The 15968-nt window shown below is 63.7% G+C and carries 16 protein-coding genes; 10 read left to right on the top strand and 6 right to left on the bottom strand.

All coding sequences use genetic code 11. The features are described from left to right. Window positions 1–215: 215 nt before the first annotated feature. The 4 genes from UP10_RS44985 to UP10_RS40900 all read right to left on the bottom strand — a co-directional run bounded on the left by UP10_RS44985 (window position 216) and on the right by UP10_RS40900 (window position 3992). Window positions 216–449: a hypothetical protein gene (locus UP10_RS44985; RefSeq protein ID WP_044592816.1), complete on the bottom strand. Its 234-nt coding sequence runs from the start codon at window positions 447–449 to the stop codon at window positions 216–218. Window positions 450–648: 199 nt separating this feature from the next. Then, on the bottom strand, window positions 649–1596 hold the full coding sequence (locus UP10_RS40910; RefSeq protein WP_050044061.1) for an acyl-CoA thioesterase: 948 nt from the start codon (window positions 1594–1596) through the stop codon (window positions 649–651). 5 nt (window positions 1597–1601) lie between these two features. Continuing rightward, window positions 1602–2717, bottom strand: a complete 1116-nt coding sequence (locus UP10_RS42465) for an Rv3169 family protein (RefSeq protein ID WP_050044060.1) — start codon at window positions 2715–2717, stop codon at window positions 1602–1604. 51 nt (window positions 2718–2768) lie between these two features. Further along, a complete protein-coding gene (locus UP10_RS40900) occupies window positions 2769–3992 on the bottom strand; it encodes an ABC transporter substrate-binding protein (protein ID WP_044592815.1) in 1224 nt (407 codons plus the stop codon). A gap of 204 nt (window positions 3993–4196) precedes the next feature. Here UP10_RS40900 and UP10_RS40895 point away from each other — a divergent pair, with 204 nt between their 5' ends. From UP10_RS40895 to hisC, 10 genes are all read left to right on the top strand, one after another. Beyond that, on the top strand, window positions 4197–5750 hold the full coding sequence (locus UP10_RS40895; RefSeq protein WP_044592814.1) for an acyl-CoA synthetase: 1554 nt from the start codon (window positions 4197–4199) through the stop codon (window positions 5748–5750). Next, a complete protein-coding gene (locus tag UP10_RS40890; protein ID WP_044592813.1) occupies window positions 5720–6823 on the top strand; it encodes a phosphotransferase family protein in 1104 nt (367 codons plus the stop codon). The genes UP10_RS40895 and UP10_RS40890 overlap by 31 nt, the downstream gene beginning before the upstream one ends. Further along, window positions 6820–7323, top strand: coding sequence for a hypothetical protein (locus tag UP10_RS40885; protein ID WP_044592812.1), 504 nt, complete (start codon window positions 6820–6822; stop codon window positions 7321–7323). The genes UP10_RS40890 and UP10_RS40885 overlap by 4 nt, the downstream gene beginning before the upstream one ends. 126 nt (window positions 7324–7449) lie before the next feature. Next, window positions 7450–8709, top strand: a complete 1260-nt coding sequence (locus UP10_RS40880) for an aromatic ring-hydroxylating oxygenase subunit alpha (protein ID WP_044592811.1) — start codon at window positions 7450–7452, stop codon at window positions 8707–8709. Then, window positions 8709–9206, top strand: coding sequence for an aromatic-ring-hydroxylating dioxygenase subunit beta (locus UP10_RS40875; RefSeq protein ID WP_044592810.1), 498 nt, complete (start codon window positions 8709–8711; stop codon window positions 9204–9206). Before UP10_RS40880 ends, UP10_RS40875 begins: the two co-directional genes overlap by 1 nt. A 13-nt stretch (window positions 9207–9219) precedes the next feature. Next, window positions 9220–10014: an enoyl-CoA hydratase/isomerase family protein gene (locus tag UP10_RS40870; protein ID WP_044592809.1), complete on the top strand. Its 795-nt coding sequence runs from the start codon at window positions 9220–9222 to the stop codon at window positions 10012–10014. A gap of 3 nt (window positions 10015–10017) precedes the next feature. After that, window positions 10018–10770, top strand: coding sequence for an SDR family NAD(P)-dependent oxidoreductase (locus tag UP10_RS40865; protein WP_044592808.1), 753 nt, complete (start codon window positions 10018–10020; stop codon window positions 10768–10770). Window position 10771: 1 nt separating this feature from the next. Further along, complete coding sequence (locus tag UP10_RS40860; protein ID WP_044592807.1) at window positions 10772–11698, top strand: alpha/beta hydrolase; 927 nt, start codon at window positions 10772–10774, stop codon at window positions 11696–11698. Further along, window positions 11695–12888, top strand: a complete 1194-nt coding sequence (locus UP10_RS40855; RefSeq protein WP_082077546.1) for an acyl-CoA dehydrogenase family protein — start codon at window positions 11695–11697, stop codon at window positions 12886–12888. The genes UP10_RS40860 and UP10_RS40855 overlap by 4 nt, the downstream gene beginning before the upstream one ends. Window positions 12889–12973: 85 nt before the next feature. Continuing rightward, a complete protein-coding gene (gene hisC, locus UP10_RS40850) occupies window positions 12974–14026 on the top strand; it encodes a histidinol-phosphate transaminase (protein WP_044592806.1) in 1053 nt (350 codons plus the stop codon). Between the two features lie 8 nt (window positions 14027–14034). On the opposite strand, the gene UP10_RS40845 is transcribed toward hisC, so the two are convergent. After that, a complete protein-coding gene (locus UP10_RS40845; protein ID WP_044592805.1) occupies window positions 14035–14778 on the bottom strand; it encodes an NAD(P)H-dependent oxidoreductase in 744 nt (247 codons plus the stop codon). A gap of 7 nt (window positions 14779–14785) precedes the next feature. Next, window positions 14786–15946, bottom strand: a complete 1161-nt coding sequence (locus UP10_RS40840; RefSeq protein WP_044592804.1) for an ABC transporter substrate-binding protein — start codon at window positions 15944–15946, stop codon at window positions 14786–14788. Between the last annotated feature and the right edge of the window lie 22 nt (window positions 15947–15968).

Genomic DNA, 15968 nt, shown 5'->3' with positions numbered 1-15968 from the left:
GACGAAAAGAACCGCAATGGAATTGAATCTCTCTAAGCAGTGATGGATTTGAATCTTTCTAATCAGCGGCAGCGCCATGCACTGCTGCGCGAGTGCTCGTCTGCACGCGGCATGCGTGGAGAGTGCCTGATCGGCGCGCGCTTGCATCGGCGCGTCAAACGGTCGCAGATTGCGCGCGGATCAGTGTGAGCCGGTCCGACCGATCGGTGTGGGCGTCAATTGGCTGCCAGGACGACAGTCGCCGAGTTGATCGTTCCCGTGCTCACGCCGTCGCGGGCCATCGATTCGATCGTCATCCAATTGTCGCGAAAAATCTTCGCCGCCTCATTGGCGCTGTCCGCCTGGATGGTCAGACTGCACGCGCGCCGCGTGCCATTGCTGGCAAACTGGAAATGGAAAACAAATCCAGACGGCTCCGCGCTCCGCGCGCCCAACGGTTCCTGCTGCATGAAGACTTTCCCCAATACTGTGTTTGCGACCACCCGCACGCAGAGTTGAACCGTGATGCGGCGCAGTCGTGATTCCAAATGACGCAATCGGCGTGATCGCGCATTTTGTCGGACGGTGTTGCCGGGATTCAACACACGATGGAACTTTGGGGCAGTTCGCGAGCCGGAATCCGGCAATGGTCAGGGCGTGGTCTCAATCTCAACGCGTCACGCCGCGGCGCTTTCTTGCATCGCCGTCGGGATGAACCATCAGGGTTTCCTGGATCGAGGTCGCAAGCATCGATCCGTCACGGTCATGAACGCGGGCGATCGACAGGCCGCGGCCGCCGTCGGCGCAGGGGCTTTCGGCTTCGATGTGCATCCAGGTGTCAGGCGAAAATGCGCGGTGAAACCAGATGCAATGGTTGAGGCTCGACAGATAGAGCGGTTCGCGGGACTGCAATTCGCGCAGATGGCCGCCGACGCTCGAGAAGTTGAGCCACCAATCCGAGAGATAGGCGAATATCGCGGCCTGGGCGCGGGAGCCGGGGGCAAGCCTCTGCCTGCTTCGCAGCCAAAATCGCAGACGCGGCTGCGCCGTTTCGGCGGAAAGCTGGAGCTCGATCTCGGGGATACGAAAATCCATGCATGGTTTGATGTGCCGGGAGTAGGGACCGAGCGGCCGCAATTGCGCCATCAGCGCGTCCGGTATCGTGCTCAGTTCGGGCAGGCTCTCGGGCTCTTCCAGCCGCGCGAACCGCACTGCGTGACGCGGACCGGGCTGCGGCGCGCAGAATGTGGCCTGCGCGCTCACAACTGCGCGCCCATCCTGAGCGCCGACGACCTGGCGGGAGGAGAACCGCTTGCCATCCAGAAGAACTTTAGCGTCGAACGCGATGCGCCGGTCGGGATCGGCGCCGCGCAGGAACGTGAGCTGCAGCATCGCGGCCGGGCGATCGTCAGGCGCGCTCAGCGTTGCCGCCATCATCGCCTGTCCGAGGATCTGGCCGCCATAGGAGCGCCCGTTGAGATTGGCGTCGCCGAAGCGGCTGCGATAACGCAGCGGCGCGATCGGTTCGAGCGAGACCAGCGCTGCGATATCCTCATTGTCCCACGGATCGCACGCCGTTCCGCCGCTCTCCGCGCTGCCAGGGTCTTGCCCGTCCATCCCGATCACATTGCCGGGAATTTCTGTGGGCCCGGATACCGCGGATAGCCGGCCGCCACGCCGTACTCGCTGATTCCAATGCCTGTCTCGCTGCCGCTTTCGAGCCGGACGACATGGTCGGACAGCGTGCGTGCGATGGCGCGCGTCGCGGCATCGTCAAGATTCCAGATGTCGTGCGCGGCATCGCTCTCACCGCGGTCGTCGCCATGGGCCCAGCCCTGCAGCCCGCCATACATGCCGGCTTTGAGATAGAACCGGATCGGCAAGCCCAGCATCTTCACGTGACGGGGGGAGCCACGATCAAATGTGAAGGTGAAATCGGCCGCCGCGATGGTCTGGCCGAGCGGATCGTCGGCCCATTCGATCCCGTGCTCGACCGAGGTGACCTCGCGATGTGACACCGATCCGTCGGCCTCGCGGCGAAATTCGGTTCCAGAGAGATAGTGCGGCTTGCCGGGCATCCGCTCCTTGATGAAGATCGACAGCGCGGACTGTTCGAACTGGAACATCGACCAGGTCCAGAAGAAGTTCCGGTGGGTCGCAACCGGCGGCCTTGTTTCGTCGGTGCGCATCTCGGAGCGCAGCCCCCAGGAGCGATCACGCTGGCCCCACCATAGCTCGGGCTCGATGTCGTAGCGGCGGCCGTCGACCACGATCCATCCGCGCCAGCGGCCGAACTGAGAGACGCGGGCGAGATCCTCCTCGACGACTCCGTTGCGCTCGCGAAAATTCTGCTTCTCCAGCGCCGCAGGAAAGCTCGCCTTGAATTCGAGCGAGAAGCTTATTCCTGACGGGTTTTCGGCGAGTGACAGCCGGTGCAGGCTCATGCCCTCGACGATCTCGATTCTGAGGCCGCCGACCGACGTCTCCAGCGGGTTCGTCCCGAGCCGCCGCGAGGCACGGAAATTGTGCTGGCGGCGGCCGACGGTGATGCCGGCAAATCCATCCATCACATTGCGGTTCGGGTAATAGCCGAGGCCGATATCGATCAGCAGTTCGGTGCCGTCGATCGGATGCGCGGTGTACCAGTAGCGCTCCGTGAACCTGATGTCACCGCCGCCCGCTTTGGCAAAGGGCTGCGGCGTCTGGTGGCCGATCAGATCATCCTGGGCTGTCAGCATTGTTCTTGTTCCTTGTTCAAGCCGTCCCGGTCATCAGATGCGTCGCGCCGGTCAATCCTTTGCCGGCCCCGCGCCGACGATGGCGCCGAACAGCACCCAGGTCTTGCCGTCGAAGCGAGCGAAACGGCGCTCGGTGATCGCCGCATAGTCCTGTGGCGTGGTCTGGATCGTGATTCCCGGAAGCAGCATCGGCAGCGCGATGCCGCTCAAATTGGTGGCTTGCTTCAGCACGTTCTCCCTCGTGAGATTGTCGCCGCAGCGTTCAAGGATGATCGCGCCGAGCTGCGCGGTGGTATAGGCGGTAACCGCGATCACGTCGTTCGGGTCCATGCCCGGCAGATATCTCGCGGCAAAGGCGAGATAGTCGATCATGCCCTTGTCGTTCGCCCAGGTCGGGTCGTTGGGCGTCTTGTAGGATGTGGTGGTCAGAATGCCGGTAGACGCCTCGAGCCCGGCCGGCACCAGCACGCCGCCGATCGAATTCGCGGTCGAGCCGAGGAAGATCAGCGGCTGCCATCCGAGCTCGTGGATTTTGCGGATCGCCATCGACGCGAACTTGTTCTGTGCGGCGATCAGGATGGTATCGGCACCGGACGCCTTGAGATTCACGATCTGCGAATCGATGGTGGGCTCGGTCGACTGGTACATCGCCTCCTTGACGATCATCGTGTCGGCTTTCGTGCCGAGTCCCTCCTTGAGGCCGAGCAGGAAATCCTTGCCGATGTCGTCGGCCTGCATCAGGACGCCGATCTTGGCACCTGCCTTCTCGCGCAGGATGTAGCGCGCGATGATCCTGGATTCGTTGACGTAGGTCGGCGAGTAGGGCGTCGTCCAGGGAAACTGTTTCGGATCGTTCCAGCGCGTGCCGCCGCTTTGCACCAAAAGCTGGGGAACGCCTTGACCGTTGAGATATTTCTGGATTGCGGCGTTGGTCGGCGTACCGAACGGCGCCATGATCGCGAGCACCTTGTCGTTCTCGACCAGTGCGCGCGTCACCTCGACGGTCTTGGGCGGGCTATAGGCGTCATCGCGGGTCAGCAAATTGATGTGGCGGCCGTTGATGCCGCCTTTCTCGTTCAGCATCTCGAAGTAGGCGAGCATGGTCTTCGGGAAGCTCGCATAGATCGACGCCGGGCCGCTGTAAGGGGCGTTGGCCCCGAGCGTGATCTCGGTGTCGCTGACGCCAGGACCGTAGGCTTTCTCGGCGTTCGCCGTTCCCAAGACGCCGGCGAGCATGAGCGCCGAGACCGCAAGCGTGAAAACTGGCTTTCGCATCGTCCCCTCCAAATGGCGCCCTCTTTACGAGGCTCGTTGATCCGGCGGCGGGGCCTTCAAAGGCTTTACCCCTCGCGACGGCTGTGCAATAATAGACCGTCCGTTCGGATTATCAACTGATTTCTCCGAAACAGGACTGCGAGGCCACGGCATGACGGAAATATCCGCAAAGCGTGTGCTGCCGCATGTGGTTGAGGAGGAAACATGAAGCTGACGCAGGCTCTCACTTCAGCGGTGCAATTGCGCAAGGATGCGCCCGGCACGATCCATGCGGGGAGGTCGCGGAGCTGGAAGGAGATCGGCCGGCGCGTTGCCGGTGCGGCCGGGGGATTGCGCAGGCTCGGCATCGAGGCCGGCGATCGCGTCGCCATTCTCGCGCACAACAGCGATCTCTATATCGAGGCACTCTATGCCATCGCTTGGGCCGGCGCAGTCGCCGTGCCCCTCAACACCCGCTGGGCCGTGGCGGAGAACGCCTATGCGATCGACGACTCCACGCCGAAGCTGCTGCTGGTCGACAGGACTTTCGCCGAGGCAGCAACCGCGCTCCGAAGCGCAAAATCCCTCACCGCGATGGTCTATCTGGACGAGGGGCAAGTCCCTGATGGCATGCAGGGCTATGATGAACTGGTGGCGCATGCGCCGATCGAGGATGCCTCAGGCGCCTACAACGATCTGGCGGGCATCTTCTACACCGGCGGAACCACGGGCTTTCCCAAGGGCGTGATGCTGTCACACGCCAACATCATCTATGAATCGCTGGTCTGGATCTACGCGCTCCGGTTCCGCGAAGACACCCGGTATCTGCATTCGGCGGGGATGTTCCATCTGGCCGGGACCTCGCCGATGATCGCGCTGACTTTGGTCGGCGGCACGCATGTGACGATTCCCAAATTCGACCCTGAACTCGCGATGAAGACGATCGCCGAGCACCGGGTGGACTACTGCCTGTTCGTGCCGACCATGCTCAACATGCTGCTCAATCATCCGTCGTTCGGGACGTACGACCTCAGCAGCGTCAAGGATTGCGAATATGGTGCGTCTCCGATGCCCGACGCGTTGCTGGTCAAGCTGATGCGCGTGTTGCCGACCTGGCGCTTTCACCAGGGATACGGCATGACGGAAAGCGCGGCGCTGGCGACGATCCTGCCCTGGGAGTATCACGCGCTGGAAGGACCGCTGGCGACAAAGCGAAAATCCGCCGGCCGTGCCGCGCCGGGCGTCGAGATCCGTATCGTCGACGCCGCCGGCGCAGAAGTGCCGCGCGGGACGGTCGGCGAGATCGCGATTCGCGGTGCCGGCGTGATGCTGGGATATTGGCGCAAGCCGGAAGAGAGCGCGCGCGTGCTGCGCAACGGATGGCTTCATACCGGAGACGGCGCCTGCATGGACGAGGACGGCTTTGTCTACATCGTCGACCGCTTGAAGGACATGATCGTCTCCGGTGGCGAGAACGTCTATTCCGGCGAGGTCGAGAACGCCATCTTCCAGCACGAGCAGGTCAGGGAATGCGCCGTCATCGCGGTCCCCGATCCGCAATGGGGCGAGGCGGTGCATGCGATCGTCGTGCCGAAGGATGGCGCCACGCTCGATGCGGAACTGGTGATCGCACATTGCCGCAGCCTGATCGCCGGCTACAAATGCCCGCGTTCCGTGGATATCCGCCTTGAGCCGCTGCCGCTGACCGGCTCGGGCAAGATCATGAAATCGGCGCTGCGCGAGGAGAAATGGCGCGGCTTTACCAGGTCGGTCAACTGATGCAGGACGCCGCCATACGATCCGACGATTTGCCGCGTCCCGCGCCGGAGCAAGCTCGCTGCCCTGAAGTCGCGAATGATGACGCGGTGCGGTCCGCCCTCGCGCGGTATCTCTCCCGGACATCTGCAAGCGGGGTCGAGATCGTCCATTTCTCGCGCAAGTCATCGGGCTTCTCCTGGATCACGTATGGGTTCTTTGCTCGCTTGACGGACGGATCGGATCGCAAGCTGATCCTGCGCGTAGGGCCGCCGAACGGATTGTTCGCGCCCTATTCGGTGCTGCCGCAGGTCCACGCGTTGCAGTCGCTGGCCGGCAGCAACATTCCGGTTCCGGCGCTGGTATCGTTCGAGCAGGACGGAGCCGAGATCGGCTTTCCCTTCTTCATCTGCGTCCATGTCGAGGGCGACGTTCCCGCTCCCTGGGCCGCGAGCCAACTCGGCGAGGACCATAGGCGCGTCATCGCCCTGCAGTTCCTGAACATCCTGGGCGAATTGCACCGGATCGACTCACGCACGACGCCGCTGGCGTCATTGCAGGGCGGAGGCGAGCGCGCCGAGGTCAGCGCGATCGCAGCCTGGCGTGCGTCGCTGGCGCGTCCGACGGCGCGCTACTATCCGCTACTCGACTGGGGCGGACGATGGTTGCAGGAGAACTGCCCGCAGCCGCTGCGCCGGACCATCGTGCATGGCGACTACAGGATCGGTAACTTCATCGAGCACGACAAGAAAATCGTCGCCATCCTCGATTGGGAGCTGACCCATCTCGGCGATCCCCATGAAGATCTGGCCTGGGCACTAATGCCGACCTTCAATGGCAGGAGCAAAAAGCTCTACGGCGTGGTCGAGCGCGCCGAGGTGATCGAGCTCTATCAGCGCGCCTCTGGAATTCCGGTCTCGGCCAAAAGCCTCGCATTCTACGAAGCATACGCGCTGTATCAGGCCGCGGCGATCCAGATGTGCGCCGTGCGCGCCTTCGAGGTCGATCGCTTCAACGACATGCGGATGGCCGTGATGGCGAGCCAGATGCCTTCGATTGTGAGGGCCTTCGAACGGGCGCTGGAGGCTGCGGCATGAGCGCGTCTTTCGAGCGGTTGATCGAGGGCATCATCGACGCCTTGCAGACCCATGTTGTGCCGAACAGCGGCGACGATTTCATCCGCGGTCAGGTGTTCTCCGCGATCTATGCGCTGAACGGGCTGAAGCTCGCTGCGGACTGGAAGCCGGGGCCACTGCTGGATCAGGTCTGCTTGCAGGACGACGCATTTGCTGGGGTCAGGCAGCAGGCGATCGGGATGGATCATCCGCCAATTCCCGCAACGCCCCGCATCGCACGCGAAAACGCCGACGCTGCGCAGATCGAGGCATTGCGCGACGACGGCGACAGGCTGCTCGGACAGCTTCTGCTCTGGGCGAGCGGTGAGGGCGCGCGTACGGCCGATCCGGATGCGGCGAACGAGATCGAGCGCTTGCTGCGGCGCGCGATCTGCGATCAGCTCAAGATCGAACTCGCGACAACGCCGAAATCGATGCTGCAACAGATCGCAGGCGGCGACGGCGACGCCGCGCGAGGTTGAAGCGCGCTTGCCCGCAAAGAAGCTTGCCGATTCGGCTCGGTCATGCTATTTACTAAACGGTCGTTCGGATTATTATAGAGTGCACGAAGAAAGCCGAAGGACGCGGCCAGCGAGGGAGACGCAACGATGAACGTGATGACCGGCGTCTCGCCGTGGGAGCGCCTGATCCGGCCGGACCGGGTGCATGGATCGCTCTACACCGATCCCGCGATCTTCGAGGCGGAACTCAAGAACATCTGGTACCGGACCTGGGTCTATGTCGGGCACGAGAGCGAGGTGCCCAACGCCAATGACTACGTCGTCAAATCGATCGGCCCGCAATCCATCATCATGACGCGCGACGAGCAGGGCAAGGTCAACCTGCTGCTCAACCGCTGCTCGCATCGCGGCAACCAAGTCTGCTCCTATGAGCGCGGCAATGCGCGCTCCTTCACCTGTCCCTTCCACTCCTGGACCTTTGCCAATGACGGCCGTCTGGTCGGCTATGCCTTCCCGGATGGTTATGAAGGGCAGGACAAATCCCAGCTCGCGCTCGGGCGGGTGACACGCGTCGAATCCTATCGCGGCTTCGTGTTCGGCTCGTTCGCTGCCGATGGGCCGACGCTGAAGCAGCATCTTGGCGGCGCCGCCGAGACCATCGATCGGCTGGTGCGTAGCTCGCCGGAAGGCGAGGTCGAGGTCACCGCGGGCTTCCTCAAGCACCGCGTCAAGGCGAACTGGAAGTTCATCCTGGAAAACGAGTGCGACGGCTATCATCCGGCCTTCGTCCACACCTCGATATTCGGCGTCGCCGACAGCATGATCGGCAAACTCTATGGCGGCGCCTCGACGGCGCTGACGCGCGACTACGGCAACGGCCATACCGAGATCGACTTGCGCCCCGAGTTCCGCAAGCGCGGCGCGCCGATGAGTTGGTTCGGCACCAGCGAGGAGCGGCTGCCGGACTATACGGCGCGAATGAAGTCCGCCTATGGTGACACCGCCGCGCGCGAGATCATGATCGACGGCACGCCGCATGTGATGATCTTCCCGAACCTGTTCATCGCCGAGATCCAGATGTTCGTGATCCAGCCGCTCGGCGTCGACGACAGCGTGCAGCATGTCACCGCGCTGCAGTTCAAGGGTGCGCCGGACCTGAACCGCCGGCTGCGCCAGCAGACCATGGGCTCGGTCGGCCCGGCCGGCTTTCTGCTCGCCGACGATTCCGAGATGTATGAGCGCTGCCACCGCGGCGTGCAGGCGCGCAATCCCGAGTGGATCTTCCTTGGCCGCGGCGAGAAGCGCGAGCGCCGCGACGAGCTCGGCTTCACGATCGGTCATGTCACCGACGAAGTGCCGTCGCGCGGCATCTGGAGCCATTACCGCAAGCTGATGGAGCCGGCCTGATGCTGTCGCGCGAAAGCAGCGCCACGCTGATGAGCGCCATCACCGCCTTCCTCTATCGCGAGGCGCGGCTGCAGGACGAGCATCAATACGAGGCCTGGGAAAAGCTCTGGACCGATGACGGCGTCTACTGGGTGCCGGCCAATGGCGCGGATATCGATCCGGAGCGGCAGATGTCGATCATCTACGACAACCGCTCGCGGATCACGCTGCGCGTTCGGCAGTTGATGACCGGCAAGCACTTCACCCAGACGCCGCAGTCCAACTTGCGCCGGCTGATTTCCAACATCGAATTGATGGACCAGCAGCCTGACGACGGCGACATCGCGGTCGCCAGCAACAGCCTGATCTTCGAATCGAGCCTGCGCGACGACACGCTGTGGGCCGCGCGCAATGAATACCGGCTGCGTCATGTCGATGGCGAATTGCGGATGGCCACCAAGAAGGTCGTCCTCGTCAACAACGACAAGGCGATCTACACGCTCTCATTCCTGGTTTAGGAAAGGTCTCGCCATGATCGACAAGGGACCCGTTCTGCTCGACATCGACGACGGCATCGCTCGGCTGCGGCTGAACCGTCCCGATGCCGCCAACGGCATGAGCGCCGAGCTGTTGAGCGCGCTGTGCGATGCGATCATGGTCTGCCACGGCCATCCCGATCTGCGCGTGGTGCTGCTGAGCGGTGAGGGCGCGAATTTCTGTGCCGGCGGCGACGTCCGCGCCTTCCTGTCCAAGGGCGAGAAGCTGCCGGACTATATTCGCCAGGCGACGGCTTACTTGCAGAACGCGGTGACCGGCCTGCTGCGGCTTGAAGCGCCCGTGATTACCTCAGTGCAGGGCTTTGCCGCAGGCGGTGGCGGGTTTGGTCTGGTCTGCGCCTCCGACATCGTGATCGCGGCGGAGTCGGCAAAGTTCCTCGCCGGCGCGACGCGGGTCGCGATGGCGCCGGATGCCGGCGTCTCGGTCACGCTGTCGCGGCTGGTGGGCTTGCGGCGCGCGATGTCGATCCTGCTGACCAATCCGGTAATTCCGGCCGCCGAGGCGCTGCAGATGGGCATCGTGACCAAGGTCGTGCCCGACCACGAACTCGCCGACGCCTCGCTGGCGCTGGCGCGTGAACTTGCGGCCGGCGCGCCGAAGGCATTGGCGGCGACCAAGCGGCTGGTCTGGGCCGGCACCGGCACCAGCATCGAGCAATGCCTGTCGGAGGAGGCGCGCACGGTGGCCGAACTGTCAGGCATGGCCGACGCCCGCGAGGGCCTTGCCGCCGTGATCGAGCGGCGCAAACCGATCTTCACGGGGCGTTGAGGCATGGCAGCCGCGTTGCCATTCGGGCGTCTCGATGGCCGCCGTGCCTTCGTCTCCGGCGGTGCCCGGGGCATTGGCGCGGCGATCGCGCGAAGTTTTGCGGGTGCGGGCGCCAAGGTCGTCATCGCTGATCTCGACGTTGCGGCAGCTTCCGACCTCGCACAGGAGATCGACGCTGGCATCGCAGGACTTGATGTCAGCGATGTTAAGGCCGTGCAGGCGGTCATCGCGCAGGATGGTCCGTTCGACATCCTCGTCAACAATGCCGGAATCGACCAGCACGCCTTCTTCACCGACACCACGGCGGAAGATTGGGCCAGACTGATCGCGGTCAATCTCACCTCGGTGCTCGCCTGCACCCACGCCGTTCTGCCGGCGATGAAGGCGGTGCGCTTCGGCCGCATCATCAACGTTACCTCGGAGGCGGCCCGGCTCGGCTCCAAAGGCGGCTCGGTCTACTCGGCCGCGAAGGGCGGCGTGATCGCCTTCACCAAGAGCATCGCGCGGGAAAATGCGCGCTTCGGCATCACCGTGAACGCGATCGCGCCGGGGCCGATCCGCACCCCGATGCTGGAGCGGGCGGTGGCCAAAGGCGGCGACAAGATTTTGCGCGCGATGACGGATGCGACGCTGCTCGGCCGCCTCGGCGAGCCCGAGGAGGTGGCAGCCGCGGCGCGATTTCTGGCGTCGGACCAGGCCGCTTACATCACCGGCGAGACGCTCGGCGTCTCCGGCGGCATGGGGATTGGCGGCTGAGATGAACGGTGCGGCCAACGATAGCGAGGTCGATCGCGCGATCGAGCGGTTGCGTGCGATCTATCGCAACTGGACCCGCGATACGTCGGTCGCGCAGATGCGCAGCGACTGGGACGCGGCCTTTGCCGGCTGTTCGGTGCCGGTGTCGTGCCGGCATGTTTCCGCCGGCGGCGTCGACGGTGAATGGATCGTGCCGGCAGACGCGCCGCACGACAAGGCGATCCTCTATTTCCACGGCGGCGGCTTTCGCATCGGCTCGGTAGCCTCGCATCGCGACCTGATCGCGCGGATGGCCGAAGCCAGCGGTTGCCGCGTGCTGGCGATCAACTATCGCCTGGCGCCGGAGCATCGTTTCCCGGCCGCGCTGGACGATGCGTTGACCGCCTATGGCTATCTGCGCGACCAGGGCTTGCGGCCGGCCGACATCGCCTTCGTGGGCGATTCCGCCGGCGGCAATCTCGTGCTCGCCGCGATGCTGGCCGCGCGCGACCGCGGGGAGCCGCTGCCTGTAGCCGCTGCGGTGATGTCGCCGTGGACCGATCTCGCGGCAAACGGCGCGAGCTATGACAGCCGGGCCAAAGCTGATCCGATCCACCAACGCGCGATGATCTTGGCGCTCGCGAAAAATTATCTCGGCAAGGACGGCAACCCCTGTGATCCGCGGGCCTCGCCGCTCTACGCCGATCTCGCCGGCCTGCCGCCGCTGCTGGTGCAGGCCGGAGACCGCGAAACCGTGCGCGACGATGCGACCGAGCTGGCCACGAAGGCGAAGGCCGCCGGTGTCGAGGTCGAATTGCAGATCTGGGACGATATGATCCATGTGTTCCAGATGTTTCCGGAGATTCCGCAGGCGCGAGAGGCGATCGTGGGCCTCGCGAATTTTCTGCGCGGGCATCTTCACATCGAAGGTGGGAGTGCGTCACAATGAACGTCATGACATCAGATCCGCGCGAGCCCTTCGAAGCCGATTTTCACTTCTCGGAGCAGCCCAATCTGCCAGAGGAACTGCGCATGCTGCGCGAGCAGGTCCGCCGCTTTGTCGAGAAGGAAGTTGTGCCGCATGGCGAAGCGTGGGAGCGTGACGGCAAGATCCCGCGCGAGATCTTTCTCCGCATGGGCGCGCTGGGTTTCCTCGGCATGCGTCATGCGGCCGAGTATGGCGGCACCGACATGGGGCCGCTGGCCTCGATGGTGTTTGCCGAGGAACTGGGCCGCTCGAGCTTCGGCGGCTTCACCTCGTCGATACTGGTGCACACCGACATGTCGGCCGTCCACATCACTCTGCGCGGCACGCCCGAACAGAAGCAGAAATATTTGCCGGCGATCATTCGCGGCGAGACCATCTGCTCGATCGCGGTGACCGAGCCGGACGCGGGCTCGGATGTTGCTGGCTTGAGGACACGCGCGACGCGTGACGGCGATGTCTGGGTGATCAACGGCGCAAAAATGTTCATCACCAATGCTGTCTATGGCGACATCCTGATCGTCGCCGCGCGCACCGATCCGCACGCCAAGGGCAGCCGTGGTCTCTCACTGTTCATCGTCGAGCGCCACACGCCGGGTATCTCGGTGACGAAGCTCGACAAGCATGGCTGGCTCTGTTCGGATACAGCCGAGATCGGCTTCCAGGACGTGCGTATCCCGGCCGAGAACCTGCTCGGCGAGGAGAACAAGGGTTTCTATGGCATCATGGAGACCTTTCAGAACGAGCGCATCGTCATCGGCGGCATCTGCGCCGGCGAGTCCGCCAAGGCGATCGAGCTGACGACCAATTATGTAAAGGCGCGGCAGGCGTTTGGCGGTCCGCTCTGGAACCAGCAGGCCGTGCGGCTGAAGCTCGCCCAGCTCGCCGCGAAGGCGGCGGCGGCGCGGCAGCTGGCCTATCATGCCGCCGAGTTGGCTGAAGCCGGGCAGGAGTGCCTGCGCGAGGTGTCGATGGTGAAGGCGCTGTCGCCGGAGGTACTGCATGAGGTCGTGCATGGCTGCCTGCAGCTGCATGGCGGCTCTGGCTTCATGCGTGGCACCCCGATCGAGCGCATGGTGCGCGATGCGCGGGTGCTGACGATCGGCGGCGGCGCCACTGAGGTGATGCTGGAAGAGGTCGCGAAACGGATGTGAAGGGTGATGTACCTGGCCGAAAGCGGACTATCGTCAAGGCCCGCCATATCCTACTGTGACGAGATCAGCAGTTGGATCGGGGATCATGAGTCGCTTCTGGAGTTCAGTCGTCCACAATCTGTCGCCCTACGTGCCCGGCGAGCAGCCGAAGCAGCATGGCATCGTCAAGCTCAATACCAACGAGAATCCGTACGACCCGTCGCCGCGCGTGCTGGCGGCGATCGCCGCCGCGACAGACCGTCTGCGGCTCTATCCCGATCCGCATGCGACCGTTCTGCGCGAGGCGATTGCTGCCCGCTACGATATCACGCCCGACGAGGTGTTCGTCGGCAATGGTTCGGACGAGGTTCTGGCCCACACCTTCCAGGCCCTGCTGAAGCATGATGCGCCGCTGCTGTTCCCCGACATCACCTACAGCTTCTACCCGGTCTATAGCGGCCTGTATGGCGTCAACTACGAGGAGGTACCCCTCGACGATGGGATGAGGGTGCAGATCGCCGACTACCGGCGGCCATGCGGTGCCATCATTGTGCCAAATCCGAACGCCCCGACCGGGATCGCGCTTTCGCGCGACGCGATCGAAACGCTGCTGACCGACCATCCGGACCAGTTGGTGGTGATTGACGAGGCCTATGTCGATTTCGGTGCTGCGAGCGCCGTATCGCTGGTTGCCCGCCACGACAATCTGCTGGTCATCCAGACGCTGTCGAAGTCGCGGGCCCTGGCTGGCTTAAGAGTTGGCTTTGCGATCGGCCAACGACCCCTGATCGAGGCACTGGAGCGGGTGAAGGACAGCTTCAACTCCTACCCGCTGGGTTGCCTCGCCATCGCCGGTGCGGTCGCAGCAATCAAGGACGATGAATGGTTTACGGCAGCGCGCCAACGCATCATTGCGACCCGCGAGTCGCTCATCCGTGACCTCTTTGAGTTGGGCTTCGAGGTGCTTCCATCCGCCGCGAACTTCGTCTTCGCGCGCCACCGCGCTCAAAGTGGCGCGCAGCTTGCGGCCCGGCTTCGGGAAGGCGGCGTGCTGGTGCGGCATTTCAAGAAGCCGCGAATTGAGGACTTCCTGCGGATTACTGTTGGTACCGAGGAGCAATGCGGCCGCTTGATTGCCTTGCTGCGCGGCTTGATCTGACCGCGCGCTCAGCCGGCGGGCCGGCCTTGGCCGACTGCCTGCGCCGCAACGCCGGGCCTGAGGCGCCAGTCCGGACCAAAATCTTCGAGCGGATGAAAGAACAGCGGCTTGGCGGTCTCGATCCGCCGTAGCCGCTCGGCGTAATCGTCGAGATAGCCTTGCCGCGTCGCCTCGTCGACGAAATTCGCCGACCAGGACACGAAGGGCGGCAGCACCTTGCAGCCAGTATAGGCGAGCGTACCGTTCTGGATCGGCCACAGGATCACATCGAGCGCCCCGACCAGTCCGTCAGGTGCGCACATCCCGGGATATGCGGCGGTCGAGGTGACGACCATGGCGCGGCGGCCGGCGAGGCCGCCGGTATCGTAGCGGCGGCCGGCGCCGTAGACCGCGCCGTTGACGAACACGCGATCGATCCAGCCCTTCATGATAGCGGGAACCGAAAACCACCACAGCGGAAACTGCAGGATCAGGAGATCGCACCAGATCAGCTTCTCGATCTCGGCGGTGATGTCGTCGCTGAGCGACCGGTGCTGGAAGTTGTGCTTCTGCTCGCGGTCGTATTGCAGCCGGTCGGGAAATCGCCGCTCGCCGAAATCCTCCCCGGTCGCCACCGGGTTGAAGCGCATGGCGTAGAGATCGGAGACCCTGACCGTATGCCCGAGCGCGGTCAGCTCCGCTACCGAACGCGCCAGAAGTGCAGCGTTGAAGGACTGCGCCTCCTGGTGGGCATACACGATCAGGGTTTTCATCGTTGGCTCACTCCACCGGCTTGAAGCTGAGTGTGGCCGCATCGGCCTGCATGATCTGCAGCTTCTGGTTCGAGAAACGGACGCCGGGGCCGAAGCTGATCGGCGCCATCACGCCGGTCTCTACGTTTTTGGTCTTCTCCAGCTCGGAGATGGTACAGGCCCAGGTCGGTTGTTTGCCGCAGCGCTCGATCGCCGCGATCAAAACCTTTGCCGCCGCATAACCGCTCATGGTGTAGCGGTTGATGCCCTTGAACTCGGCCTCCGACACCAGCGACTTTGCCTTTTCGAGGAATGCCTTGCCGGCGGCACCGGCGAACGGTTCGACATAGTCGACGGCGTAGATGCCGTCGCCGGCTGGGCCCATCAGCTTCAGCACCGGCTCGATGCGGCCGGGCCAGAAGATGCCGGTCACCGGCTTGACGCCGAGCTTCTCGAGCTCCTTCATCATCGCGATGTTTTCGGCGATGATGCCGCCGGCCAGGAACACCTCGGCGCCGGATTCTTTGAGCTGCAGCATGTCGGACGAAAAGTCCTGCTGGCCCTTCTTGTAATTGCCGCTGTAGACGACCTTCAGCTTCTTCGCCTTGACCACGGAGTCGAAACCATCGCGTACGGTGATGCCGTAGTCATCGTCCTGGGTGATCAGGCCCCATGTCTTGCCGGGATTCCTGTCCGCGAGATAGTTGACAAGATGGATGATGCCTTCCTCGTAGGATTGCCCGATCACGAACACATTCTTGCGCGGCGGCTCCCACAGGGACTTAACCGGTGCGACGTCGATCACGGTGGGAATTCCCGCTTTCTCCAGCACCGGCATCACAGCGATCGACTGGCCCGAGCCTGACATGCCGAGCATGGCGAAGACCTTGTCGACGTCGATCACCTTCTTGACGCCCTGGATGGTGCGCGCGGTGACGTAGCCGTCATCTTCAAGCACATATTTGATCTTGCGGCCGTTGATGCCGCCGGCGGCATTGGCCTCGGCGATTGCTATTCTGTGGCCGAGTGAAGCGGCGACGCCGAGCAGCGCCGGCGGGCCGGTCAGCGGCTCGACGTCGCCGATCATAATCTCGGTGTCGGTGATCCCGGGGTCGGCGGCTTTCACCGGACCGATGGCGAGACAGGTGGCGGAAATCAGCAGCGAGGCTGCCGCAAAATGTTTGATCATTGTCTCCTCCTCATGATGTGTT

The organism is Bradyrhizobium sp. LTSPM299 (assembly GCF_000938235.1).
Lineage (GTDB): Bacteria > Pseudomonadota > Alphaproteobacteria > Rhizobiales > Xanthobacteraceae > Bradyrhizobium.
This window is presented reverse-complemented; position numbering and strand designations above follow the sequence as displayed.